Raw genomic sequence first — 24,473 nt, 5'->3', positions numbered from 1 at the left:
CATATTACAGCCTCAAAAATACCGATAAGTCAGTTCAAGAGCGCAATTGCTTCTACTGAGTTAGGGAAAGAGTACAAAATTACGAATATGTTTGATGGGAAGCTGAATACAGCATGGGTTGAAGGCGCCAAAGGAACTGGAATCGGGGAGACCATTACTATAGAGTTGAAACCAGGTACATATGTTGACGGTGTGCGGATTATCAACGGTTATATGAAAAGCAAGGAGAGCTATGAGAACAATGCAAGAATCAAAACTATTCGCTTATCGTACCTTGTGCGTACTAATAATAAGTCAGAATGGATAACGGAAGATGTTGATCTTGCTGACTTGCCTTTCGATTCCAAGAAAGCTGCAGACCAGAATAGCATATATCTTCTTTCGCAACAGATCGGTCAGATCGATCAAGAAGTCAGCAAGATTAAATTAACTATACTATCGACCTACCCTGGGAAAAAGTTTGCTGATACCTGCGTGTCAGAATTGATTGTACTTAAGTAATTTGTTCGAATTGGGGATCGGTAGTCAATGCTCGGGAAGGCTCGGAGAATCTTGCAGGATTTCATTCAATAGCCAGTATCGAACGCAACGAATTTGGCTAAACGGGTGGTATAATCGCCGGAAATGAAGTGAGGATCGAGCATTATATCGAGGCAATTAGAATAGATTAGCGATCCTAAAGGCCATCCTTTTAGCGGGGACACTGCTTGGGGTGCATCGAATTCTAACCCAGTTTAGAGAACAGTATACCTAAGGAGTGGTGTATATGGCGCGTGTTTTATTTATTAATGGCGGATCAGAGGGACATATCAATCCAACAATTGGAGTTGTGCAAGAGCTTATCCTGCGTGGAGAAGAGGTGGTGTACTTTTGTATAGAAGCTTTTCGGGAACGTATGGAGAAGACGGGGGCTTCGGTACGAACATTTGACGATCAAAAGTTTATAAAAGCCTTTATCTCAGGCGGAAGAGACTATTTACTCGAGAGAATCAACGGTCTTTTACTTACGGCAGATATCGTCATACCAAGCGTTCTTGAGCAGATCGAAGGAGAGCATTTCGATTACATCATCCATGATTCCATGTTTGGCTGCGGACATTTGCTTGCTCAAATTCTTAAGCTTCCTGCAGTCAACTCTTGCACTTCTTTTGCGCAGACAAAAGATTCATTCGATAAAATGCTGGAACCATTTTTCACAAAAGTCCCTACAGAAATAGCTAAACCTATAAACGATAAATTTCAAAGCCTGACGGCAAGAATGAAGGGGAAATACAATGTGGAGATCCATTCTCCATACGAAGTGTTTTGTAATCCTGCATCGCTCACAATCGTTTATACAACAAGGGAGTTTCAACCGGATGGAGAAGCATTCGACCAAACTTATAAATTTGTAGGTCCATCCATCTCTTCGAGATTCACTGAAGAAAACTTCGACATTCCTGCAATCAAGGAAAAAAACCTCATTTACATTTCATTGGGTACGGTCTTTAACCAAGCCATTGATTTTTATAAGCTTTGTTTTGAGGCATTTAAGAACACGGATCATCCTATTGTCATGGCGATTGGAAATAAAGTTCAAATTTCAGATTTAGGGGAAATTCCTAAAAACTTCATCGTAAAAAATTACGTTCCACAAACGGATGTCTTGCAATACGCGAAATTATTTATTACCCATGGCGGAATGAACAGTACCCTTGAAGGTCTCTATTACGGGGTTCCGCTAATTGTAATCCCACAAAGCGCGGATCAGCCGATCATTGCCAGGCAAGTCGCCAATATCGGAGCAGGCCTTCAATTACAAATGCAAAGCTTGACCGCAAATCAACTACGTGAAGCTGTAGACCATGTGATAGGCCTCTCATCTTTCAAGAAAGCTGCCGCAAATCTTAGGGAATCTTTTCGAAAAGCAGGCGGGTATTATCAAGCCGTTGACGAGATATTAGACTTTAAAAGTCAATATCACATCTAAATGTAACGCGGTATCAGGAGCGCAACCAGGATGGTGCTACAGAGTAACGATTGTTCAAGTCAAAAAGAGAGAGGCTATCCGAAAAAGGATGGCCTTAAAAATTGCCGTTAGCATGCTATAATGGCATAACGAATTTTCAATTCGTTGAGGAACTACGGCTAATCTCATTTCTATGGCTTTCATCTTTATTTCTACAAAATAACTAACTCTTGTTGCCAACGTAAAAACACCTCCAAGGTTGTCTCTACATCTTACGAATGGTTGTATTTTCTTGAAGGTGTTTTGATTTGTCTGATGTTATGGTGTTTTATTCGTTAGTAATTTTGTTAAATGCTGCTGAATCGTATCTATCAATGGCTTCGGGATACCCGGTGATTTTGCGGAATGAACGCCAAAAAACCCCCGGCATTTACATTTGCCAGGGGCTTGTGTTTTATCCCATTGGAGGAGTCCCGATGAGTGAAAGGGATATCCCTTATGGCTTCTTTTTAAGCAATTCCAAAGCTCGGTTCATCACCGGGTCCTTGCCGGCATCAATATCGGCTTGCTTGATCATGATCTTTTCGTCCGGCGGCAGGCCGCGCTGCTCGTAATTAGTGCCGTCAGGCGATGTATAGCGTTCGTTGCTCAGGGAGAATAACTGTTTGTTCGGCAACAGTCTAAGCAGCATGTCCGAAAAGTGTCCGCACGTCTTTTCCCCGATAACCGTTACTTTGTCCAATGCTTTTAAGGCCATCGTCCCTGTCTCGCCGGCGCTTACCGTTATCGGACTGGTCAGCACCACAATATTGTCAGCTGAAAACTGCTTTGCTCCCGGTTCGATATATACCTGCGTAGGCTTGGAGAATTGCTCGTATCCGCCTGTTCGGACCTGTTTGGCATACGCCAGCTTACGTTTCTCGGCAAACAAGCCGGCTATTTTCAACCCGAAGAAGTCCTCACCCCCCTCATTAAAGCGCATATCGATCATAAAGTTGCGGCAGTTCGCCAGATCCTGCACCATTTCCGCCAGTGCTTGGTCAATTTTCTGCGGATCGGACTCGTCAAAACCAATCAGCTTAATGTAAGCGCCGCCGCTTTTCGTTTGGCCATAAACAATGCGCCCGTCGAGCTTGCTCTTTACGGCCCCTTTCATATATCCGTCTTCGACGTTTCGTTGCATCGACTTCGAATTGGCTTTGAAAAATTCCTCTCGCTCAACTTTGGACTTGGAGAAGATCATACCCTTTTTATCGAATATGACGCTGTGTCCGTCGTTCAGCTTTTGGAACATTTGCGTCAAAATGTCTTCCAGTTCCTTCTCGGAGGTAGCGGCGCCAACTTTGGGCCGATACTCTTTGTACACCTCTTTCCAATTCACTTTGACGAGCGGAAAGAAACTGAAATTCTCTTCAAAGGATTGCCAGAATACTTCAAAATTTTGCACGGGATCATTGCTGAATCCGTTATACTTCACCTTGGGAAGATTATCGATCCGTTTGAGATGCTGCACGTACCCCAAGCCATCGGTCAAGCTGCCGTTAACGAAGCGGCCCATCGGAAATCGCGGGGCATTAAATTGCTGCAGGGATTTGGTGTTGTCGTAAACTTCATTAATATAAATGTCGCCGTTGTTCTCGATATTTCCTTTCCCGAACGGTACCAAGCTGTCCTTGGTGTAGTTGTAGACCTTAACGGATTGGCCTTCTATTTCGAGTATATGGCCATACCCTTTCGATTGCCAAAGCTGGCGCTCGGCGGCTGCGGTTGCGGGGGGCGGCTGCTTCTGGTTCTCCTTCGCCTGGACATAGGTTCCCGACATGCTGAATGTCAGGAGGGTCAAGATGGCAATCAATACTTTCATTTTTGGTCCTCCTTCTGATCAAAAAATATAAAATTGGCTTTTCTAGGATAGTATAAAGCCCGAATTTGTCCTCAGTTTGAACGGAGGATTACAATTCGGGCTTTGTATCTTCGAGGGGAAGTGTGATCGAGAAGGAGGTTCCGCTCCCCAATCTGCTGGACACTTCGATTTTTCCATGATGAAGATCGACAATTCGCTTCACGATGGAAAGACCGATTCCGTTGCCGCTAACATTGCGGTTTCTCGCTTTATCCACTTTGTAGAACGGTTTGAAAATTTGGCTGATTTCCTCCTCAGGTATGCCGATTCCATTGTCCGTCATTCGGACGACTGCGCTTTCGCTTTTCTTGAAGGACTCCACCATTATCTTTCCATGATCGGCGGTAAATTTGATGCAATTGCCAAGCAAGTTGTTCCACACCTGATTCATCTTGTCTTCATCCGCCACAATGGTTATCGGTTCCAGCATAAGTTGCATATCCAGATTGCGGGCAGACCATTGCGGTTCCAGGCGAATGACAGCTTTGCGCAGTTGCTCGTCGAGACGAAACTTTTGCGGGGCGGGCTTTGCATGCTCGTGCTCCAGGCTGGTCAATTCCAGCAGATCGTCGCACAGCCGGGACAGCCTGTCGCTCTCCTCGTCGATAATATTCAGCATCCGCATACGGGTTTTCTCGTCCATGAACTTGATCTTCAGCACACGGGTATATCCTTTGATCGACGTTAGAGGAGATTGGATTTCGTGGGATACATCGGAAACAAACCGCCGACGGAGCATATCCAGCCTTCCCAATTCAGCCGCCATCGCGTTAAAGCTTAGGGTAAGCTGTCCAATTTCGTCGCGACGTTTGGTAGACAGGCCAACGTTAAAATCGCCCCTGGCCATTCTTTGCGTTGCATGCGTCAGCTTCTGCAGGGGCCTGACCATATACCGCGCAGCGATCAACACCAGAATACTTCCCAAACCGAGAGTAAACAGCTGCTGATACTGGATCAAGGAATCGATTTCGTCGAGGAAAAAACTGGTCTGGGTCGTAACCAACAAGACGTGCGGCGAACCGTTCAGCGCAAAAGGTAGGCCAACCGTAATCTCGTCATCCTCGCTGGACTCATTGCGATAAATTTTGTTTTGCTTGAGCACTTGCTGCAGATACGGTTGATCCTTCTGCCGGTCTGGAGCAGCGCTCCCCGGGTTCAGCAGCGTTCCCGCGCTGTCATAAAACCGTATCTTATAGAAGGGCATGGAATTGCTTACTTCCACGAAAGCCTTCGCATCCTTCGGAGCCAATTTCTTATATAATTGAATGATCATTTGGGCATTGCCAATCATCTTCTCTTCCACGATCGCTTCGATATGACTTTTGTAGAAATAGCTTTGAACGAAAAAACCCGAGAGCAGGCTGACTATGACGACCCCCAGAAACGTGAACACGACGCGGGCATAGAGCGAGTTAATCATGATACGCCTCCAGACGGTAGCCCATGCCGCGCATCGTTACGATGCGAAAATCTTCGGCATACTGCTCAAACTTGTCGCGCAGACGTTTGACATGCGTGTCCACGGTGCGTTCATCCCCATTGTACGCGTAACCCCAGATGTCGCGGATCAGCATGTCGCGCGTAAAAATTTGCCCGGGATAACTGGCCAGTTTGTAAAGCAGCTCAAATTCTTTTAAAGGAAGAGCCCATTCCCCGCCCGTATCGGAAAAGTGAACCTGGTAGCTCGTTTTATCGAGAATGACTCGACCGAGCTTCACGATATGGGAGGTAGCGATCCGATACCTTTTGAGCAGTGCCTTGACCCGCATAACCATCTCCATCGGATCAAAAGGTTTGGTCAAATAATCGTCCGTCCCCAATCGAAAGCCTTTGACTTTGTCCAGCGACTCCTTTTTGGCCGTGACCATCAGTATCGGCTTGTCCCCGGCCTCCCGCAGCTTTCTGCACAGCTCCCAACCGTCCATGCCGGGCATCATAATATCCAAAATGATTAAATCGACGGAATGATGCAAGTAATAATCCCAGGCTTCGAGACCATCCATTTTCTCTACGACGTCCATACCTTCGTCTCTTAATAACAGCCCTGCCAGTTCGCGGACATAGGCGTCGTCATCCACTACCATAATCGTCGACAATGTTCATTCACCTCGTACTAACTTTCCCTGCCATGAGAAAAGCATCTATTCGAAGCCCGCTCCGTAAGGAATGACCCTGAGCAAGCTGAAGCTTTTCTTGCCAAATTCGCTTTAACGCTTCACCGAACTTTTTATCATTAAAGAAAGGTTTCCATTGAACGGAAGCCCTATCGTCATAATGACAAGTCCCCTCACTATTATCTTACACGGAAAAGGGGGGCCGTTGCAAAACGATTCAATACTCCGTAATCGCTATGATATCTGAGAGGAAAGTGATGAGACCTATTTTTGGAAAGCAAAAAGGGCAAAAAGGGCGGAATTGCGAATCGTAAATCTCGCAAACGTGATGGTTCTGCAAAAAAACGTGGCATGGCATTCAAAAAAATGCTGTTGCAACTGCGGGTTGAATTCCAGTTCAATGCTTTGTATGTTCTTCGGGACGCCGAAGTGAATCTGCCTGATGACGCTCTGGAAGAGAGTCTTCTGCGTCTCCGAGGGAGTAGAATGCAGCAGCGATTGGAATTGGCTCAGTAATTGCTGTATCAGCTTCGGGGGTCGGCTCGAAGGTTATTTCTTTAATAGAAAAGGGGTTTCTGTTTGTTGAGGTCTGGAAGCTGGAAACCTCCAGTAAGCAGATCATATGGTGAAATCAAGGATAGGATATTTTATGGTAATACATGGACTGTGCTAGTTAGGATAACAAGACATATTGATGGTGCATGGGATACATATGCTGATGTTGCTTTTATAGTTGACGAAGCACCGTGGCAATTGCTCGAAGCAGGTTATAGCTTTAATCTTTGGGCAGGAAAGGATATTGCAATAGTCACCATTATTTGACTCATTTAAGGGGGCTAAGTAAACTTAACGAACATACAAGAGAAAACAAAAGAGTTAGAAGATATGGAACTAGATGAGCAATCAATTATAACGTCTATTCAACGTTTACGTGATAGGGGTCATGTTAAAGACAATAGTGATAATTTATTGTTGGGTTCAGAGATTGTGTATCATTATATTGAGATTCTTCAGTATGATGATGGAGTTAATATCGAAGAAACCTTAGACATATTAGAGAATCGTATTCGGCAGTATACAGAGCATCGGAGATACGACTTTTAAAATGTATTTCGAAAGGAATGGGGCATTGATTGGCTATAATCTAAAACTACCTAACCAGAAGGGCTTTATAAAGATCACTTCAAATGAGGGGCTAGAAGCAGGGAAGTTTATAGTGTTTGAAGGCGTTCAATATAAAGTAAGAAGGAAATTCATGACAAACGAAGCGGGTTACATGATTGAGGTTACTCCATTAACAGAAAAAGTTGACCACTTAATTCAGGTTGTACGCAGGATAAGATATGACTTGTTGTAAGCCTAAGTCTCCATCTTCCAAAGGTAGATTTAAGCTAAGAGAGTAACGGCGAAAAAAAGGGAGTGTGCGGACACTCCCTTTGAGCTAACATTGTCTGTTATCAAATGTCTACTTCACATTAATCCAATAAGGCGAACCACACAGTATGCTTATACCCCAATGGCAGCAACCTAATATGCAAAATATAGAAACCACATAGACCACTTAATTTGCCGTCTTATTGACAAAATCAATCTCATTTCTGATCCCTTTATGGGCGTCATTCCACAGGCCCTTTGTCAGGCGAATGCGCAGCAGGCATGTGTTAGGGTCTTCGTCGTTATTGGCTTCGTTATACCACTCGGCGAATATTGTGCGCAGCTTTGTCATCATCTCCGCGTTTTTCTCGTCACATACCCAGCCCAGGTTTTCACCGATACCATCGGCCGTAAAGTTTTCGACGATGATACAAACGGCGACTTCGGGGTTTTGGGCGATCTGCTGCATCTTGCCTGAGGTCGCGTAAGTGACGGTGTAGAACGCGCCGTCCTCATAATAGGCGTCCACAATGCGGGCGGCGGGACGGATTTTTCCATTGGCCCCCGGTTCCAGCGCGATGGTGGACAGAGAGATCAGGCCGTCCTTGTTACCCACTTGTTCATCCAGCAGCTTCATGGCTTCGTCGTACTTGCTCATTATATTACCTCCTAAAGTGTCATAAGGCATATATTATTAAGCTTATCATTGTAAAATCTTAGTGCATGTGAAGAATAATACGATAAAATATTAAATCGCTATCATAGTCCTCTGCTCGACTTAGGTATGAACTGATAGAGTTTTAAAATAGTACGCTTAGCAATAGTATAAGGTACTCGAGCAGGTGCCACTCGATTTCGTTCTATAGATGTTACGGTGAACCGTAGCATTAGCCTAGCAATTGCGCAATGCCGTTCTCCTTTTCCACAAGGGTTTGTGAAATTGCTTTGCATCCTTGATAAGTTCAGCTTATATAGCCTACTTTTTTTGGAGAAAAATTATTGTCTACTGTATTGATTTGGAGTATAGTGTATTCCCATGTTGGAAGGGAGAGGTTACTATGAAAAATAGGATTGAATCATTTAGAGGCTCCGAGCATTTTCGGCTGAATTACATTGCTGATAGTGTAATTGCAGCGATTGCAGTTCCAGGTACCGGTTCTTTGGGGAATGCAGCAATCATTGATCTAGGCGATATAACTCTTGTCGTGGATACATTCTCGACAATACAGGCTGCAGAGGATTTGAAAGCTGCTGCAGAGTACCTCACGGGAAACCCTGTATCCTATGTAATCAACACGCATTGGCATAGTGATCATACCTCTGGAAATCAAGTGTTTTTACCTGCGGCTAATATTATTTCAACATCAACTACTCGTGAGATTATGAATACTTTTGCCAGAGACAGGTTAGCCCAATATCGGGAAAACACGGTGCAGATGTATCAGGCTATCAAAGAATTTGAAGAGCAAATACAACAAGAGACGGATGAAAAGTTAAAAAGGGAAATGGCATGGGAAAGTGCTAGTGACCGTGAGTTTATGAAGATGCTCCCCAATCTAGTACATTCGCTGCCGACAATAACTTTTGATCAGCAGATGACCATACATGGCAGTAATCGTAGCATTCAACTCATTACCTTTGGTGGGGGACACACGCAAAGTGATGCAATCGTGTACATTCCGGAAGACAAAATTGTCGTAATAGGGGATCTGGTGCTCTCAAAACATCACCCGGTTTTGGCGTATGCCAATCCTCAGGAATGGCTGAATATTTTGGAGCAGGTCGAACTGCTGGATGTAGAAACTATCGTACCGGGACATGGCGAAGTATGCTCTTTGCAAGAACTTCACGAAGTGAAGGGATATATAACCGATATAACGGCAATTGTGGCAGAAGCCGTTCAAAGTAAGAAAAGCATTGATGAGATTGAAGTACCGGAATTGTATCGTAACTGGTACTTTACTACATACTTTAAGACGAATTTGAGTAAGGTGTATGACATGATCACTAAATTAGAGGGTTAACGAAGAATATTCTTTATTGGAAGTGGTTTGATCGTTATTTTAAAATGATATCGCAATATAACGACAAGAGCGGAACACAGGTCGACAGCCCTATGTCCCGCTCTTATTTACATTCACTCGTTCTCTCGCGCTTTCTCATACTCCACCTCAACCATTTTGAAAAAGTCGGACGGTTTGATTTTTAGCCCTTTGCAAAGGTCAAAAATTTTTTTGACGGAAGGTTCGTTTCTGCCAACCTCAATCATGGAAATATAGGATCGGTCGACATTGCATTCATGCGCTAGATCTTCTTGGCTTAAGCCTTGTTTGATACGTATCGCTTTCACCGTTTTACCGATAATTTGCTTAATGATATTGGACGGATCGCTCAAGGAAATTTACCCCTTTTAAGTCCATTATCAATCTGATATAATGGCCACAACAGATAAAGTATTCAACAAAAAGTAAAATATATACAATTTATGTAGCTATTTATGAAATCCTAATATTAGGCTCTCAATCATCCCAAGTTACCCGACCCGTAAAATATCGCACAGATAATTTATCCTCAAAAAGCAAAAATATTCTTTTAGCCCAAAGGAGGCTCTACCCGTGCGCCCATCCTTCCTAAAATCAATCAACCCGGATGTCATTGTGGAGATGTTAGAGATGGCTTGCCGCCTGGAGAAGTGGAACAAGGTGATAGAGACGGCGGAGATTTTGTACGAATGCGTGCAGTGCTTGTACCAGGAGCAGCAGTACCGGAAGGCTAAGTCCTTGCCAATGCTGACATTTGAGCTGCAGCATCCAATGGTCTATTACTATGGCTTCAGTCATTTGATGAGGGGAATGGCTTACCAGGAGAAGGGACAGTATGAGGAATCGCGGGCGTACATTGATAAGTATGCCGAACTGGGGTGGCTGGAGGATCTGGGTGAGGATGGGCTGGAGGTTGTAGAGGAGTTCCGATCCCTGGCCCAAGCGAATGGGCATGCGCTGGAGCTGCTGTCTGGCCATGTGGAGGTGCTGGCTGCCTATACCGATTTTTTGCGGGAGAATCCCGAAGAAGTGTTACCGGGGCTGGATACAATTCTGCGGGCCGCGCTGCGGCATGGACTGAATGTGGATGAGCTGCTGGAGACGTTTTCGGACCAGACGGCTGAATTCGGTACATATGAGGATGAGGGCAATCTCGCGCACTATTACAGCTTCAGCCATCACCTGGCGTTGTATCAGAAGCGGGCGAGAAGAACGGAGGAGGCACTGGAGCAGGTACTGCAAGCCGTAAGGCTAGCCCATAGGTCGGGGAACGACAGTTATTTTAAAAGAAGTCTGGCGCTCTTCGAATCGCTGCGAGATTGGGCGACGGCAGAGCAGGTGCGGGAGGTTCAGAGGATGATTAAGGAACGATGACCTAAGGGGTTTCCGCTGATTTGGCTTCGCTCATATGAGCATGAGAGGCTTCTACGCTTTCAAACGATAGTTCAGTAATTCGAGAAAGGGCCACAGCTTAATCCATTCAGTGCTCCTCACTGTACTCTTATAGTTTTCTTGCCTTGATTACAAAAGTTACAGGAAGCATCTTTGCATTAAGTCCCATTGAATTCAGGACCAAGGCCGCTTAACTACCTTTTATTTTTTGTACTGTCTACTTGACGGGGGGCAGTTCACAAAGGTCATTTCCAAAATCCAGGTGAAAAGTAGGTAGATTCAGGACAAGCGATTGCTATAATGGAAAAAAGAGACATAGATAGAATCACTCTATAGGATATTACAAAAGTCACACTGAATAAGAAAGCGATTAGAGGAGGCTATCTCGTGGGAAGATCATTCGCAAATTTGCATATCAAGTCGAACAACCTTGAGAAGACTGTCGAAGCATTAAGAGAGCTAAGCGAAGGGCATGCCTCAGTATTAGGCAAGTCAAATAATGAGGCTCCAGAGATCAAAGTTGTCATCTACGTTAGCAAAAGCAACGAGAACTGGATCAGCGTGCTCTACGATTATTTTGTATGGGGTACAGTGAAGGAGATCGGCAAAACGTTGTCCCGGCTTATCGAGGAGCCAGTGATGACCGCCGGATATATGAATGAGGAAATATTCGAATTGTCGTTTTTCGAGAATGGAGACATTCAGGCCGAGAGAATCTTTTGTGAACAGTGGACGAGGGATGAATATGAACAACTCAAAGAAGAGCGTCTTAATGATGACTACTTGCGGAAAGCGTTGGATATCCGTAATGAGGATTTTGACGACTTTATTAGCATTACAAGTCCGGAACAAGCCGTAGATAAGCTGTCAGAACTCGTAAGAATGTCTTTATGGAGCGATTGGGAGTGGATCCCGCACGAAGAAACTCTCAGAGAACGATTTGCGAAATATGAATTTTGAAAACACTTGAGCTGTATAGGCTCGCTTCCATATTGCGGACAAGGGGCAGAGGATGAACTGCCGTGTATCTTGCTTGAGCAAATCGTGGGTTTTCAGTAAATATGGACCTGTGATCAATGGAAAATAGGAGGGTTTATGAATGCGCAAAATATGGAAAAGAAGGATTCTGATTAATAATCCTGTTGCGCTGGACCGGGTTCAGATCGAGCAGGATTTGCGCGGCGGCAACCAAGTAATTGTCCAGTTCTCTCACCCGGAGTTTTATGGCTCCATATTGGAAGAAGTGGATGAGCTTTGCGCGCGCTGGGATGAGGATTTCGGAGTACGTTTCTACGCCCACTATTCCCTATCTTTTGATTGTGATACTCTCTTGCGCATTCCCCATGTCAAAATGCTGCACCTTGATAGTCTCGTCCAGGCACATAACACCGAAGCATTGGCCAAGCTGGATAATCTGTACAGTTTGAGCTTAGGCATATACGAGCTGGAGAATTCGGAAATTCTGGGGATTGATACGTTGCGCTCCCTAAAAATTTTAAACATTATCTCGGATAAAAAGACCCTCAACCTGCAATATTTTAAAGAGTTCTCTTATCTGGAAGAGTTGCATGTAGGGGGCAAGGTTAAAAACCTTGATGCTATAGGTTATCTGGAGGACCTGAATTATCTCGCGCTGCATTCGATCAGCAAACTGCCGTTACATTTTATTAACCGGCTGAGGAAGCTGGAGCACCTTCGCATTTTGCTTGGAGGCCGAGAGCATATTCGGGAAATTGAAGAGAATACAATCGAGAACCTGGAGATCAGTAGAGTCCGCGGTTTTCATGACCTAACCAATATTACGGCCTTTCAAGCGCTGAAGAGACTTGTTATTGAGGATCAAATCCAGCTGCAAGAAATCAGCTTTGACCAGGAAATGAAGGCACTGGAGGAGCTATCTATCAGGAATTGTAAAGGCTTGACCCGTTTGATGGGAATGGAGCAACTGCCTTTGCTGCACAAGCTTCGCATTTTAAGAACGGCAATCGATTTTGATTCCTTTATCAATCAGAAACTTCCCAATTCTTTATCTTCAGTGGAGTTTGCAACTTTCAAGAGTAAAGCAGACCGGGAAATACAACAATCTTTATTAAAATTGGGTTTCCAATAAAAGGGCGTAGTCTTGGCGGTCACAGTTAAATTTCCGAACGAGAGCCTCAGTACAGATTAAGGAGGAGTATTTATGTACATCGTATCTCGGCCAAAACCTCTGTCTCATAGCCATAACCAAGCACTTACAAAAGAAGAAGCTACTGTTTATCCACCGGGCTATCTCCGGTTTTTGCGGCGATTCGGCGAAGGGACTTACAGAGGGTGGTTGAATGTCCAGTTTCCGGATACGGAGGTGCTTAAACCTTTTGCCGAATACGGGTTATGGGAGCATGACGAAAACAGCCCCATTACTGAGCAACAGATCGGCGAGTGTATTGTTATAGGTACAACGGTGGATGGTGATTTTCTGGCAGTGCATCCCCAGACGGCCGGGGTGCTCTGGCTACCCCGGCATGCGGAGCACGTAAAGGCGATTTCCCTGCAGGTGCGGGAGCAGGAAGACGAAGGGATGTACGCCTTGGTGCTGGACGAAATATATCGTCAGGTGTATGGAATCAGTCAAGAGGAGGCCGTCTATTATGAACCGTGGACGGGCACGCGGAGCCATCTCTTTTTGCGTTTGCCGCAAGGGCAGGACCGGCTTTCACTGCCCGATCTCGCCGGAATGTGCCAAGCGGATTTTCCACCGGATTTGTCCATTGAGACCCGTTATGCTTGCTTCCTGTTCTACCGGCAACTAGGTGGCTATGTCCGATTGAATTATGCCTACCAGCAAGAGGTGGCCGTCTTCTATGAACAGGATGCGGGGCAGGCGTTTGCCGTTATGGAGCAGTGGCTCTTGTCCAAAGGGTGCGAAACGATTTCAGAAAATAACAGATGATCATCCAAAACTTACAATACACCCATGTATAGGGAGAGAGGATCGAACTCATGTATGAACGTTTGGCAGAAAAACTGAAAACGACTAACGGAAAGGAGGGCCATTGTCATGAAGCCGATGCAAGAAATAGAGACGCTGGCGATAGAGATCGCCGATGCGGCCAGAACGTCTTTTCGAACTCTTTTTGAAAATGGCGAACGTTACTATTACTGTACGCTATATACTACTGGCGAGGGACATGCACCAAGCATCTCCGCCTGGTCATGGGAGGCCTTGGAGAGGGAAGCAGCCAGGCAAGGAGACGAAAGTGGCACACCGGGATCGACGATTGCGGAGCTCATCAAATGGTCCTATGCTGATTCACCCTATTGTTGTTTCGGGGATGAGAACTTCGAGCACGTTAAACAACGATTTATCGAGCGTCCTTTCATTGCGGATCTTGAGAATGACGAAGGGAATCGCGAGTTTGATTTGAGGCTGAAGGCCATGGAGCTGGCGATGAAGATACTCGATGATGAAGGCGTGTTTGCCTTGAATCAACTGCGGGAGTCAGTATGCGTCCTTGTCGAGGTCGTGCCGCCGGATGAGATCAATACCGAAATCGCCCTGCGTTTGAATCGGGCGGAATCTCCTGCTATGCAAGCATGGCTGACGGAAGCGGCGGAGTAGAAGTATCCGCTTTCGGGATCTCTGGGGAATTAATTGAAGCGTTGAGCCGGGATTAAGATTACTATCACCAAGAGAATAGAAGAGAAGTAAGGAGAGGGACTATGTACACAATAGGTCAGATCGCTAACATCATGGGAATTTCCAAGGATAAGTTAAGATATTATGAAGAAAAAAAGATTTTGACACCAATACAAAATGATGAAAATAATATAGACAATATGATTTTAAAGATATAGATACTGTATTGGCAATAGAGTTCTATAGATCATTGGATTTGGAATTTAAGGCTATTCAGAAGCTATGCAAAGAAAGTGATATAAAAGATATGCAAGGTATTTTGGATGAAAAACACAATGAAATAATTCAAAATATAGCCAGATTAAATACTATAGCCCATAGAATTGAAAAGGCTAAAAAGGATTGCAACGATATTGAAAAACACTTAAATAATTATTCGATAAGGCCCATGGCACCTATAAAAATATTGGAAGAAATATCAGATTTCAGAGCTTATAAGGAATTTGAAGTTATACATAATAACAGAAATCAATTAGCTGAGGAGCCAATTTTCAAGAGTTTAAAACGGTATATCATTTTTAATGAAGAGGGAATACAATCCAATACAATGCTGGTTACCAAAGATATAGAGGCTGATAATGCTGTAGGGGAAAAGGATATTTTAGACTATGAAAAATGTTTATATACGATTGTTTAAGATGGAGTACAGTATGAAGACGTGATGGAGGATAACTTTATAAAGGGTGAGAAGTGGATGGATGCCAATAATTATAAACATAAAGGCATAGTAATTATAGGGATGTTATTAGTAGGCTACCACGAAGGAGTATTAAAGTCATATTTAGAAGTTTATATCCCCATTGAATAAGGTTGTTTAAGTAATTTATTGACCTTGGGATGGCCCCATAGTTTAAGTTATAGAAGAATTAAATTATGGGGGGAACAGGATATGAATAACGAAAATGAGATCAGAAGCATATGGAAGCTTATTCGTACATTGCTTGGCTAACTTTACAGATGTAATAGCTTTAGTGATGTTATTGTGAACCGTACTGTAATCCCGTTAAAAAAGGATTATCACTATTCGGGGATCAGGGATGTGTGGCGCTGGCTTAGCTCTCATGTCGTTCTGCGTCTTGAAGCAATTGACTTTGAAAAAACCTCATGATACATTGTGTATACACGGAATACACAATTTGTTGAGGAGGTATGGTATGCTGGCATTAGATATTAGAAATTTAAATAAAAGATATCCTCACTTTCAGATCAAAGATGTATCTTTTCAATTGGAGAAGGGTTATATTATGGGTTTTATCGGGGTCAATGGCGCGGGAAAAACGACCACGATAAAATCAATCTTGAACATGGTTCAAGCCGATAGTGGCGAGATCAGCATTTTTGGCAAGAACATCGCTGAACATGAAATCGAATTGAAGCAGGAAATTGGATGCGCATTCGGTGATATCGATTTCTATACACGCAGCAAGATAAAAACGCTAACCAATATTACAAAGAAGTTCTATAAGAATTGGAATGATGAAACTTACTACAACTATCTAAAAAGATTCAAATTGGATGAAAATAAAAAAATAGCGGAACTGTCTACAGGAATGAAAGTAAAGTACAGCTTGACCCTTGCTTTATCGCATGGCGCAAAGCTGCTTATCCTTGATGAACCGACCAGCGGACTCGATCCTGTCTCAAGAGACGATCTTCTAGATATCTTTCAGGAGCTTATCATTGGCGGCGAGATCAGTATTCTTTTCTCTACCCATATTACATCCGACTTGGAAAGATGTGCGGATTATATAACCTTCATTGAACACGGGCAAATCGTCGCCAGTTCCGAGAAAAACGAGTTTAAGGAGTCCTATCGTTTAATCAGCGGCAGCGAGGCCCAATTGAGCGAAGTAAAGGAATATTTGATTTCCTACAAAATCAACTCGTTCGGCTTTACCGGATTGATTCATGCCAATGATTTCGATCCATCCTCCAACCTAAGGGCAACCACGCCCAGCCTCGATGAAATCATGATCTACTTCGCGAAAAAGGAGGATGTATATGTATAATTTGGTGATGAAGGATTTGAAATTAGGAGTAAATCCCTGGTTCTTCGTATTACCCTTAATTCTGGGTGGCTTAATGCTTATTCCCGGTTGGGTCTACTTTCTTGTCCCGCTATATTTCTGCTTCATAACTGTACCGAACATGTTTGGCGGATTTAAAAGTCAGAACGATTTGATGTTTAGTACGATGATGCCAGTGACCAAAACAGACATCGTGAAGTCCAGGATAGCCGTTGTTGTCATTCTTGAACTAATGCATCTTCTTGTTGCGATGATCTTCGGTATATTTACGTTTCGCTTATACCCTCATCTGACTTACATTTTCTATGCACCACACATGGGTTTTTGGGGATTATGCTTTATCATGCTTGCGATCTTCAACATCATATTTATATCCATGTACTACAAGACGGCGTATAAGTATGGCGCGGCAACGACCGCATCCACTACGGCCGCTATACTTTTTGCCGGAGTGGCCCAATGGGCCGGAATCCAAAGTCCTTGGATGAACGACATTTTCTATGGCTCCGGGATGGATAATAAAGCGCTGCAGCTATCCATTCTGATCGCGGGCCTCGTAATTTTTATTTCATTCACCCTGATTGCCTATCGGATTGCGGTAAAGAGATTCCTAAGAGTGGAGATATTATGAACGTAACGATTTCGAGCACATCCGAGAAACCGATTTATCAGCAGCTTTACGAACAGATCAGCGCACAAATTCTGAAAGGTGAGCTGGAAAGCGGCTATTGTTTACCGCCCATTCGTCAGGCAGCCCTGGAACTTCATGTTAGTGTTATCACCGTAAAGAAAGCGTGGGAAGAACTTGAGCGAAGCGGTTTGATCAATACGGTAACAGGTAAAGGATGTTTTGTAGCCGAATTCTCGCCCGATGAGATGCTGCGGATACGCAACGAAATGGTCCTGAAGCAAATGGACAGCGACACATCATATTACAAGTCCTTTGGCCTCACCCTTGATGAAGTGATTGGGCTGCTGAACAAGATTTATTAACAGTACAGAAAAATGAAATAAGGTATCATGAAAAAGCTCGCAGGAGCCTGTATTTACAGCATACCGACCGTAGGAGCAAGGTAGGTCACTCTGGTCGAAATGTTACGTAGATATTTTTCCTGCGAGCTTGTTTATGCTACAGATTAATGATTTACCTTGAAGGGACTTTTACAGGTCCTCGATGGGTCTTTGGTATGAGCGAAACAAGCGGCCGACTGAGACTATGCGACGATTTTTTTCCGATATGCGTTTGGAATGTTGTCATGGCGGGGGTGGCCGGGTAATAGACATGATTAGAACTTTCAAATTTGGCTGAATTTGGATTAGGAGCCAAGGAAACGGAGGGAAAGATCATGGCGACACAGACGGTATCAGGCATCAGCCCGGTACAGGCCATTGCAGCTTACGGTGGTACACAAAGCGATGTCAGTTCCCTGGAGAAGCAGCGGAACCGGTTGCTGGTGGAACTGGACAAGGTGAATGCAGCGCAGGGCGGAGAGATGCAGACTCCTTATCGCAGGGAGCAGCTGCAGCGGCAAATTCGACTGATGGAGGCCCAACTGGTACAGAAAAGTGGGAGTAGCACCCCGGTCGATTTTGTACTGGCTCCTCCGCTGCAAGACCATCTCCCGCTCTGGCGGACGGAAGGAAAGGGAGGCCTCAAGGGCGTCGGTCTGACCGATCCCCGGACGGCGACGGTAAACTCAGAGGGCCATTTCAACGCGTTGATTTAGACAAAAAAGCGAAGGTGCGAAAAGCGTCCGGTGATGAACCGGCTTCTCGCACCTTCTTTTTTTAAAGAGGCCGCAGAACTCCAAAGTTGGCTGATCTGGCTGTTACATAACTTCTACTGTACCAAACTATCCAATTCCGGCTGCAATTTGTTCCGCAGAACATACAGCATGACGGCACCGACAAGGAATGCGGCGGCATCCGCAATGACAATCGACCAGACCACCCCGTGGAAGCCATTCATTTGATTGGCGATATAAAGCACAGGAATCAGCGTAACACCTTGAATAATTGACATAATAAACGCGGCCGTTCCTTGCGCTGTTGCCTGGAAGACCCCGGTAAATAAAGTGGTCATTCCTGTAATGAACAAGGATAAGAACGTCACATGCAGAATGTAGCTGCCCATTTCAATTAATTGCGGGTCATTTGTAAAAAGACCAATTAAATGGTCGGAAACTAAATAGACGATGATGCCGAATACGGCTGCTAACCCCACAATCACTTTGATCGTAAATCCAATGGTATTCTTCATGCGCAATTTATCCGCTGCAAAAGAGAAGGCAATGAGCGGCACGACCCCCTCGCATAAGCCCATCAGAATAAACTCAGGAAATTGCAATAAACGTGATGAAATTCCGTAAGCCGCTACGGCCGAATCCCCGTATTCGACAAGAAAATGGTTGAAGATAAGCGACATTGCCCCCAAAAAAATGCTCATAATAAAGACGGGAACCCCGATTTTGAATACATTGCCCAGAATGTCTTTGGTAGCCTTGAACCATTTTACGGAGACAGTTAAAAATTGGCTTTTAAATCCCATATGGAAGGCGTAGTATACACTCGCAACCAAATTAGAAATGACCGTAGCTGACGCAACGCCGATCACGTCCCAGTGGAACACAAAGATGACGAGCGCATCGAGAATGATATTTACAACAACACTTAGAATCATACCGATCATTGACGTGATGGCTGCACCCTCCGAGCGCACGATGTTCTCCAGCGTGAAAAATAACACGACGAACGGTGAACCGATAAGCATAACCGTGACATAGTCCTTCGTGAATCCGAAGGAGTCAGGCGTTGCCCCCAGGCCATGAACGATGGGATCGATCAACGGGAGACCCGCGGCCATCACGAGAAGACCGAGAACTAAGCTGCTGTAAAAAGCGAATGAAGACACATGCTTTACGTCATCATACTTTTTCTCTCCTAGCATACGGGAGATGTAGGTACCGCTGCCCATGCCAATCAAGGTGCCCAGCGCCATAATGACTGCGAAAAGCGGCAAGGTTAGCGCGAGTGCGGTTAACATAGCAGTATTATGGAGTGTACCAAGGAAATAGGCATTCAAGATGGAGTATATGACATTCATTGATGTGCCTAGCATCATCGGTATAGCGAAGTGAGCTACGGCCTTTGCGACCGGTGCTTTTTCAAAGTAATAAAGGTTTTCTGCATCCATTTTGGATCACCACTTTCTTTATTTTATCCAATCTAACGGTGTTAGATTGAACCTTACAGTGTTAGATGATATCATGAACCTATAAACCTGTAAAGCATAAACTTACACTGTTAGATAAAGGGCGGATAACGATGAAAAAGCAGCAGCCTCAAATTTCGGAGGACAGGATTCTGGAAGCCTCATGGGAGCTTCTTGGAGAGGAGGACATCGAGAAATTCAGCATGAGACGATTGGCCGACAGGCTGGGGATTCAGGCTCCCTCCCTGTACTGGTACTTCAAGAGCAAACAGGATCTTTACCAGCGCCTGGCCAATCAGGTATCGAAGGTGATTCTGGAGGAGTTCCACTCCGAGGGGGATTGGAAGGAGCAACTGACAGGGCTTGCGGTAACGGTACGGAGCGTGCTCAGCCGATATCCCTGCTCTACGCAGCTCATGATGATGACGCTGCCCCACGAACCGGACATCATCCGGTTCACCAACCGTATGCTGCTCTGCGTGGAGTCGACGCCGCTTACGCAAGCGCAGAAAATGCAAGTGGTCACTACGCTTGTGAACTATGTCTACTACTTCGTCCTAGACGATTATCAGCATGAGCGCAATGTCTCCGCTATCCTTAAGGAGGACCCGGGAGCAGCTCCGGGTGAGGAGATAATTCGGCTTCTGGATTCCATGAGCGAGACGGATGCGGGACTGTTCCGGAGGATGTTTACGAACGGGCTATTCGAGCTAATGGGGACCGACGGGGCGTTTGAGTTCGGTCTGAAGCTGATTCTGCTTGGGATTGAGCAGGTGATAAAAGAGCAGGAGAAGTAGTAAGTCATCTGGAGAGTTTGACATGCTCAAGGAGTTGCGTTCTGAACTAATCGGTTATTGTTATTGGATGATGGGGTCCATTTTAGAAGCGGAAGACGCGGTACAGGATACCATGCTCCGCGCTTGGCAGAACTGGGACCAGTACGATTGAATTATGCCTACCAGCAAGAGGTTGTCGTCTTCTATGAACAGGATGCGGGGCAGGCGTTTGCCGTTATGGAGGAGTGGCTCTTGTCGAAAGGGTGCGAAGCGATTTCAGAAAATAACAGAGATCCTCGTTATTTCCTTTGAATAAAGAAAATAATCTCAATATACAACTCTGTCATTTCTTTAGGGGTTTTATCTAAACCATTTCGAATCCATTGTTCAATTAATCCTAAAAAAGCAGAGGTTATAAAGGATAAAAAGTATTCCATTGGGACCTTTAAATTTGCATAGAAGCTTTCATGCTGTTCTAAATTAAAACGTACCTTTTCTGAAAAGGTATCCTTAAATCGAATGTGAAAACCCGCTCTACCATGATCGCTTAAAAATATCTTTAAAATTGGCACATTGATTTCGATAAAACTGAACAATAAATCAGCTAATTGTTTTTGTTCTATATCGAACGTACGAGTAGGCAAATAGCGAGATTGTAATTCATCAATATGATTTCCTATATCTGAAAATAACTGCTCTTCCATTTGATCCAGTAAATCGAATTTATCTAAATAATGCAAATAAAATGTCCCGCGATTGATTTGTGCTATTTTCGTAATGTCCCCTATCGTAGTCGATTCAAATTTCTTTTTTTCTAAAACTTGGAGAAATGATTTTTGAATAAGATATTTTGTTTTTTGTTTCTTCTCTTTATATATACTCATTAAAAATCACCTTCTTCTTTAAATACAACAACTTCCCTACTTCTGTTTATTGCTTATACTATTCCCAGATTATAAGATTATCACATATTGAAAATCAACGTATTAAAAAATGAGAAGGATAAAATTTATTGAAATTATTTATAGAAAAATTAGCATGGGCCGCTCCCGTTGCTGTTATTTTAATCATCGCTTTATTTGGTAAACTTACTCGTTCAAGGAGATCCAAAAGCAACAAACCTACCATGTGCGTGATTCTTGGTTTCTATCAATTTCACAATTTATGGAAACGATGACGAATAGTACTTCATGTTACCTCGAGAGAGACTAGATGGGAGTGAGGCATAATGAGAGGGAAGAAGTTCATGATGACGATCAGGAACAAAGTAATTCTAACGGTCGTCGTTACTGTAATCACCAGCCTTGTGATCGGAGGTGCTGGGATTTACAATTTGAAGCGGGTACAATCCTCGCTTGAGGAAAGCCTCAGTGTCAGGGCGGAAGTCATCGATATCATTCGTACAGCGGACGTCGACCTATATCAGATGCTGTTGGCAGAACGATCGCTGTACAGTTATGAACCAGGGTCGGAACAATTTTTAGAGCAACTGGAGGATTATGAAAAACAGAAGGAGTCGGCAAAGAAGAAACTTAATAAGTATAAGTCAATCGGAACTATTTTTGATAATGAGGAAAAGTTGATTCAAGACTACGAAGCAGCGGTTGTAGCGTATGAATCGGTCTCCAAGAAAGTGATTGAGGGATTATCGTCAAAGGATTCAACTGTCCGTGAAAGGGCGAATCTTCTTTCTTATCAGGAGGGCAACGAAAAGTTTGACCAGATGGAAGACACGTTGGATCACATAGGCGATCTGTACTACGATGATAATCAAATCATGTTAAACAGCACACAAAAACAATACAGCTTCCTGCGATTGATCAGTATCCTCTTAACATTGGCAGGCTTGATTGCTTTATCGTTGCTTGGTTATTTGATCATCCGATCCATCCATCATCCGATCCGTTATTTGCGCGGACGTGTCCGAGAGATGGCGGAGGGCAATCTGGCCGTCGATATACGTACCTTCTCCCAGGATGAGCTTGGGGAATTAACCGCTGATTTTAATATAATGGCATCTCGTATGAAAGAACTCATTTCGATAGTAAGCCAATCGATTGGCGATGTAAATACTTCCGCTCATGAACTTACCTCTATTGCGGAACAAACAACGGCAACCGGCGAGGAAATGACATTGGGCATTAATGAAATTGCATTTGGTGCTTCCGAGCAGGCGTCCTTGGCAGAGACAACGAGCCGTGAAGCGATGGCGCTATCGGACACGATTGAAAAGGTAAATGTAAGGAACAAAAAAATGACCAGCTTGTCTTCGGAGGCGGAAATCGTCTTAAGAGGCGGCATGGATAAAGTAAAGAAATTGCAGGATCACAATCTCCAAACGACAGAAGCAAACCAACTGGTCGTACAACATATTGAAGGCCTGGCAGGACAGATGCTTACGATTTCCACAATCGTACAAACGATTAATGAAGTATCCGAGCAAACGAAGCTCCTCGCATTAAATGCGAGCATAGAAGCGGCGCGTGCCGGCGATTCCGGAAAAGGATTTGCAGTCGTCGCTACAGAGATTCGCAAGCTGTCGACCATGACTTATGACTCAACAGGGAGAATTAACACAACTATTGCACGCCTCAAGGAAGAAGTTTCTCAAACGTTGCAGGTCATGAATCAGACAGAGGTGGTTATCTCCGAACAATCTCTTATTGTTCAGGAGTCGGGAACGGTATTTGAATCGATTACGGATATGCTAAAGGAAATCATCGGCTCGATTCAAGAGATGGATGGGGATATAGGGCAGATGAATGTTAACAGGGAACAGGTGGTCTCATCCATTATCAAGATATCCGATGTAGCTCGAGATGCAGCGTCTGCCACAGAAGAGATAAGTTCGGCTTCTAACGATCAGAGTCAAGCGTATTCCCATCTGCATGGTGCAGCTGAACAATTGAAACAATCAAGCCAACAAGTGAGCGAAATGATCAGCAGGTTTCGAATTGTACAAGAATAATTAGTACTGAGAATAAGAAAAGGAGCTATCTGACTACGCTTTGGACAAAGATTAATAATATACCACTCATTGCGTTAGCAGCAATCACTTCTCGGGTTAGCCGGGTGATTGCTGCTATTTTTTCTGCACTTTTATTGCTAATCAAAGTCGTCGAAGTACAGAAGATTTTGTTATCTCAGGGGTTTATATAATAGAAGGAAGGCTCAATACAATGTTCTGCCTTATTTAGTTTGACTATTCCCAAGCCCCATAATATTCTTAATTATGAAGCATATAACAAGGCCGAAGCATGGCCGTGACCTGACCATTCAGAGGCGTATCCCCCGGAAAGGGGAGAACTGCCTCTTTTTAACATTGTTTCATTATAGTTTCATAACTCTACTACACTCTCTGCGCAGTTTCGCTGTTCGGGTGCGGAGGGATTTGGAAAGGTCGGATTCAAATGCCGTTGACGACTGAGGACCAATTAGTTAACGAAATCGCGGACTGGCTGAAAAAGCATTTTTCGGCTGAGATGCTGTCCGCCGGGCGTGTTAGGCGTGGGCTATTGAACGAGAAGTGGATTGTCGAGACGAATAAGGGGTGGCTGTTCGTCAAAAGCTATCACCCCGAGCGGTTTAAGATGCATGATCCGGAGTTTCGCGGCAAGATTGAAAATGCGCTGCAGCTGCAACTTCTTTTTTATCAGTCGGGTGGACCCTGTCCTGAGCCGCTGACGTTGGATGGGCGCTGCATGCACATCCTGCCGTGCGGAAGGTACATGACCGTCATGACGTGCTGTCCGGGCGCTATGGTGCCTGCTGGCATGATCGGTGAACATAAGATGCACTCACTCGGACGTGCTGCCGCGGATATGCATACCGTCTGGGATTCCGCGGCGGCATTAGGGTTCGGTGCAGCAGTGCCGCCGGAGGAACCGGTTTGGCGGTTGTCTCGCGAGGAGCTGGAGCGCACCTGGGAGGTAAGTTGGGATGCGGCCCGTGACTCGTCTGAGCGTGTCCGGAATGCATTGCAATTACAGAAGGCGATTGCTGATTCA

The 24,473-nt window shown here is 44.5% G+C and carries 26 protein-coding genes and 1 pseudogene; 20 read left to right on the top strand and 7 right to left on the bottom strand.

Annotated features, from left to right (window positions below):
• Together ACQ76X_RS34620 and ACQ76X_RS34615 are read left to right on the top strand one after the other, a co-directional pair.
• On the top strand, positions 1-501 hold a 501-nt coding region (locus ACQ76X_RS34620; RefSeq protein ID WP_438498387.1), incomplete at its 5' end, for a discoidin domain-containing protein.
• A 265-nt stretch (positions 502-766) separates the two neighbouring features.
• The gene (locus ACQ76X_RS34615) at positions 767-1,969 is read left to right on the top strand and encodes a macrolide family glycosyltransferase (protein WP_438498385.1); all 1,203 of its coding nucleotides are present in this window, start codon (positions 767-769) and stop codon (positions 1,967-1,969) included.
• Positions 1,970-2,444: 475 nt separating this feature from the next.
• Here the strand turns inward: ACQ76X_RS34615 and ACQ76X_RS34610 are convergent, their stop codons facing one another.
• The 3 genes from ACQ76X_RS34610 to ACQ76X_RS34600 form a co-directional block, all read right to left on the bottom strand.
• Positions 2,445-3,812, bottom strand: a complete 1,368-nt coding sequence (locus ACQ76X_RS34610; protein ID WP_438498384.1) for a S41 family peptidase — start codon at positions 3,810-3,812, stop codon at positions 2,445-2,447.
• An 88-nt stretch (positions 3,813-3,900) separates the two neighbouring features.
• Positions 3,901-5,271 (bottom strand): sensor histidine kinase, encoded by a 1,371-nt coding sequence (locus ACQ76X_RS34605; RefSeq protein WP_438498382.1) that lies wholly within the window; start codon positions 5,269-5,271, stop codon positions 3,901-3,903.
• Positions 5,264-5,947: a response regulator gene (locus tag ACQ76X_RS34600; RefSeq protein WP_438498380.1), complete on the bottom strand. Its 684-nt coding sequence runs from the start codon at positions 5,945-5,947 to the stop codon at positions 5,264-5,266. Before ACQ76X_RS34600 ends, ACQ76X_RS34605 begins: the two co-directional genes overlap by 8 nt.
• A gap of 288 nt (positions 5,948-6,235) precedes the next feature.
• Here ACQ76X_RS34600 and ACQ76X_RS34595 point away from each other — a divergent pair, with 288 nt between their 5' ends.
• On the top strand, positions 6,236-6,481 hold the full coding sequence (locus tag ACQ76X_RS34595) for a hypothetical protein (RefSeq protein ID WP_438498378.1): 246 nt from the start codon (positions 6,236-6,238) through the stop codon (positions 6,479-6,481).
• A gap of 66 nt (positions 6,482-6,547) precedes the next feature.
• A complete protein-coding gene (locus tag ACQ76X_RS34590) occupies positions 6,548-6,787 on the top strand; it encodes a hypothetical protein (protein ID WP_438498376.1) in 240 nt (79 codons plus the stop codon).
• Between the two features lie 739 nt (positions 6,788-7,526).
• On the opposite strand, the gene ACQ76X_RS34585 is transcribed toward ACQ76X_RS34590, so the two are convergent.
• Positions 7,527-7,997, bottom strand: a complete 471-nt coding sequence (locus ACQ76X_RS34585; RefSeq protein WP_438498374.1) for a pyridoxamine 5'-phosphate oxidase family protein — start codon at positions 7,995-7,997, stop codon at positions 7,527-7,529.
• A gap of 400 nt (positions 7,998-8,397) precedes the next feature.
• Between ACQ76X_RS34585 and ACQ76X_RS34580 the strand changes: the two genes are divergently transcribed.
• Positions 8,398-9,363 (top strand): MBL fold metallo-hydrolase, encoded by a 966-nt coding sequence (locus tag ACQ76X_RS34580; protein WP_438498373.1) that lies wholly within the window; start codon positions 8,398-8,400, stop codon positions 9,361-9,363.
• Between the two features lie 113 nt (positions 9,364-9,476).
• On the opposite strand, the gene ACQ76X_RS34575 is transcribed toward ACQ76X_RS34580, so the two are convergent.
• A complete protein-coding gene (locus ACQ76X_RS34575) occupies positions 9,477-9,734 on the bottom strand; it encodes a helix-turn-helix domain-containing protein (RefSeq protein ID WP_179091783.1) in 258 nt (85 codons plus the stop codon).
• 220 nt (positions 9,735-9,954) lie between these two features.
• Here ACQ76X_RS34575 and ACQ76X_RS34570 point away from each other — a divergent pair, with 220 nt between their 5' ends.
• From ACQ76X_RS34570 to ACQ76X_RS34520, 11 genes are all read left to right on the top strand, one after another.
• Positions 9,955-10,755, top strand: a complete 801-nt coding sequence (locus tag ACQ76X_RS34570; RefSeq protein WP_438498371.1) for a DNA-binding protein — start codon at positions 9,955-9,957, stop codon at positions 10,753-10,755.
• 405 nt (positions 10,756-11,160) lie between these two features.
• Positions 11,161-11,733 (top strand): hypothetical protein, encoded by a 573-nt coding sequence (locus ACQ76X_RS34565; RefSeq protein WP_438498370.1) that lies wholly within the window; start codon positions 11,161-11,163, stop codon positions 11,731-11,733.
• Positions 11,734-11,872: 139 nt separating this feature from the next.
• Positions 11,873-12,883, top strand: a complete 1,011-nt coding sequence (locus tag ACQ76X_RS34560; protein ID WP_438498369.1) for a hypothetical protein — start codon at positions 11,873-11,875, stop codon at positions 12,881-12,883.
• Between the two features lie 72 nt (positions 12,884-12,955).
• Positions 12,956-13,705, top strand: a complete 750-nt coding sequence (locus ACQ76X_RS34555; protein WP_438498368.1) for a hypothetical protein — start codon at positions 12,956-12,958, stop codon at positions 13,703-13,705.
• 108 nt (positions 13,706-13,813) lie between these two features.
• On the top strand, positions 13,814-14,374 hold the full coding sequence (locus ACQ76X_RS34550; RefSeq protein WP_438498366.1) for a DUF4303 domain-containing protein: 561 nt from the start codon (positions 13,814-13,816) through the stop codon (positions 14,372-14,374).
• Between the two features lie 101 nt (positions 14,375-14,475).
• A complete protein-coding gene (locus ACQ76X_RS34545) occupies positions 14,476-14,610 on the top strand; it encodes a MerR family DNA-binding transcriptional regulator (RefSeq protein WP_438498365.1) in 135 nt (44 codons plus the stop codon).
• A 32-nt stretch (positions 14,611-14,642) separates the two neighbouring features.
• Positions 14,643-15,089 (top strand): hypothetical protein, encoded by a 447-nt coding sequence (locus tag ACQ76X_RS34540; protein WP_438498363.1) that lies wholly within the window; start codon positions 14,643-14,645, stop codon positions 15,087-15,089.
• Positions 15,090-15,606: 517 nt separating this feature from the next.
• On the top strand, positions 15,607-16,461 hold the full coding sequence (locus tag ACQ76X_RS34535) for an ABC transporter ATP-binding protein (RefSeq protein ID WP_038598143.1): 855 nt from the start codon (positions 15,607-15,609) through the stop codon (positions 16,459-16,461).
• Entirely contained in the window at positions 16,454-17,110 is a 657-nt protein-coding gene (locus tag ACQ76X_RS34530; protein ID WP_438498361.1) for an ABC-2 transporter permease, read from the top strand. Before ACQ76X_RS34535 ends, ACQ76X_RS34530 begins: the two co-directional genes overlap by 8 nt.
• Positions 17,107-17,472, top strand: coding sequence for a GntR family transcriptional regulator (locus ACQ76X_RS34525; protein WP_342480874.1), 366 nt, complete (start codon positions 17,107-17,109; stop codon positions 17,470-17,472). Before ACQ76X_RS34530 ends, ACQ76X_RS34525 begins: the two co-directional genes overlap by 4 nt.
• A gap of 353 nt (positions 17,473-17,825) precedes the next feature.
• Positions 17,826-18,206, top strand: a complete 381-nt coding sequence (locus tag ACQ76X_RS34520) for a hypothetical protein (protein WP_438498358.1) — start codon at positions 17,826-17,828, stop codon at positions 18,204-18,206.
• A 113-nt stretch (positions 18,207-18,319) separates the two neighbouring features.
• Here the strand turns inward: ACQ76X_RS34520 and ACQ76X_RS34515 are convergent, their stop codons facing one another.
• Positions 18,320-19,672 (bottom strand): MATE family efflux transporter, encoded by a 1,353-nt coding sequence (locus ACQ76X_RS34515; RefSeq protein WP_438498356.1) that lies wholly within the window; start codon positions 19,670-19,672, stop codon positions 18,320-18,322.
• A gap of 131 nt (positions 19,673-19,803) precedes the next feature.
• On the opposite strand from ACQ76X_RS34515, the gene ACQ76X_RS34510 reads away from it, so the two are divergent.
• Both ACQ76X_RS34510 and ACQ76X_RS34505 read left to right on the top strand, forming a co-directional pair.
• Positions 19,804-20,487: a TetR/AcrR family transcriptional regulator gene (locus tag ACQ76X_RS34510; protein WP_438498354.1), complete on the top strand. Its 684-nt coding sequence runs from the start codon at positions 19,804-19,806 to the stop codon at positions 20,485-20,487.
• Positions 20,488-20,509: 22 nt separating this feature from the next.
• The gene (locus ACQ76X_RS34505) at positions 20,510-20,638 is read left to right on the top strand and encodes a sigma factor (protein WP_438498352.1); all 129 of its coding nucleotides are present in this window, start codon (positions 20,510-20,512) and stop codon (positions 20,636-20,638) included.
• Positions 20,639-20,765: 127 nt separating this feature from the next.
• Here ACQ76X_RS34505 and ACQ76X_RS34500 read toward each other — a convergent pair whose 3' ends face one another.
• Positions 20,766-21,350 carry a TetR/AcrR family transcriptional regulator gene (locus ACQ76X_RS34500; protein WP_438498350.1) on the bottom strand — a complete coding sequence of 195 codons (585 nt, stop codon included), beginning with the start codon at positions 21,348-21,350 and terminating at the stop codon, positions 20,766-20,768.
• Positions 21,351-21,694: 344 nt separating this feature from the next.
• Between ACQ76X_RS34500 and ACQ76X_RS34495 the strand changes: the two genes are divergently transcribed.
• Together ACQ76X_RS34495 and ACQ76X_RS34490 are read left to right on the top strand one after the other, a co-directional pair.
• Complete coding sequence (locus tag ACQ76X_RS34495) at positions 21,695-23,434, top strand: methyl-accepting chemotaxis protein (RefSeq protein ID WP_438498348.1); 1,740 nt, start codon at positions 21,695-21,697, stop codon at positions 23,432-23,434.
• A 442-nt stretch (positions 23,435-23,876) separates the two neighbouring features.
• A pseudogene (locus ACQ76X_RS34490) lies at positions 23,877-24,473 on the top strand (hypothetical protein); the annotation flags it as partial.

Source organism: Paenibacillus sp. IHBB 3054 (genome assembly GCF_051594305.1).
GTDB lineage: Bacteria > Bacillota > Bacilli > Paenibacillales > Paenibacillaceae > Paenibacillus_AQ.
Note: the sequence above shows the minus strand (reverse complement) of the source record. Positions and strands in the feature narration are given on the sequence as shown.

What these genes read in the sequence shown, in the direction of transcription:
- ACQ76X_RS34615 (WP_438498385.1), top strand. Translation starts at nt 767, where the DNA reads ATGGCGCGTGTTTTATTTATTAATGGCGGATCAGAGGGACATATCAAT.
- ACQ76X_RS34610 (WP_438498384.1), bottom strand. Translation starts at nt 3,812, where the DNA reads ATGAAAGTATTGATTGCCATCTTGACCCTCCTGACATTCAGCATGTCG.
- ACQ76X_RS34605 (WP_438498382.1), bottom strand. Translation starts at nt 5,271, where the DNA reads ATGATTAACTCGCTCTATGCCCGCGTCGTGTTCACGTTTCTGGGGGTC.
- ACQ76X_RS34585 (WP_438498374.1), bottom strand. Translation starts at nt 7,997, where the DNA reads ATGAGCAAGTACGACGAAGCCATGAAGCTGCTGGATGAACAAGTGGGT.
- ACQ76X_RS34580 (WP_438498373.1), top strand. Translation starts at nt 8,398, where the DNA reads ATGAAAAATAGGATTGAATCATTTAGAGGCTCCGAGCATTTTCGGCTG.
- ACQ76X_RS34560 (WP_438498369.1), top strand. Translation starts at nt 11,873, where the DNA reads ATGCGCAAAATATGGAAAAGAAGGATTCTGATTAATAATCCTGTTGCG.
- ACQ76X_RS34555 (WP_438498368.1), top strand. Translation starts at nt 12,956, where the DNA reads ATGTACATCGTATCTCGGCCAAAACCTCTGTCTCATAGCCATAACCAA.
- ACQ76X_RS34550 (WP_438498366.1), top strand. Translation starts at nt 13,814, where the DNA reads ATGAAGCCGATGCAAGAAATAGAGACGCTGGCGATAGAGATCGCCGAT.
- ACQ76X_RS34545 (WP_438498365.1), top strand. Translation starts at nt 14,476, where the DNA reads ATGTACACAATAGGTCAGATCGCTAACATCATGGGAATTTCCAAGGAT.
- ACQ76X_RS34535 (WP_038598143.1), top strand. Translation starts at nt 15,607, where the DNA reads ATGCTGGCATTAGATATTAGAAATTTAAATAAAAGATATCCTCACTTT.
- ACQ76X_RS34530 (WP_438498361.1), top strand. Translation starts at nt 16,454, where the DNA reads ATGTATAATTTGGTGATGAAGGATTTGAAATTAGGAGTAAATCCCTGG.
- ACQ76X_RS34525 (WP_342480874.1), top strand. Translation starts at nt 17,107, where the DNA reads ATGAACGTAACGATTTCGAGCACATCCGAGAAACCGATTTATCAGCAG.
- ACQ76X_RS34520 (WP_438498358.1), top strand. Translation starts at nt 17,826, where the DNA reads ATGGCGACACAGACGGTATCAGGCATCAGCCCGGTACAGGCCATTGCA.
- ACQ76X_RS34515 (WP_438498356.1), bottom strand. Translation starts at nt 19,672, where the DNA reads ATGGATGCAGAAAACCTTTATTACTTTGAAAAAGCACCGGTCGCAAAG.
- ACQ76X_RS34510 (WP_438498354.1), top strand. Translation starts at nt 19,804, where the DNA reads ATGAAAAAGCAGCAGCCTCAAATTTCGGAGGACAGGATTCTGGAAGCC.
- ACQ76X_RS34505 (WP_438498352.1), top strand. Translation starts at nt 20,510, where the DNA reads ATGCTCAAGGAGTTGCGTTCTGAACTAATCGGTTATTGTTATTGGATG.
- ACQ76X_RS34500 (WP_438498350.1), bottom strand. Translation starts at nt 21,350, where the DNA reads ATGAGTATATATAAAGAGAAGAAACAAAAAACAAAATATCTTATTCAA.
- ACQ76X_RS34495 (WP_438498348.1), top strand. Translation starts at nt 21,695, where the DNA reads ATGAGAGGGAAGAAGTTCATGATGACGATCAGGAACAAAGTAATTCTA.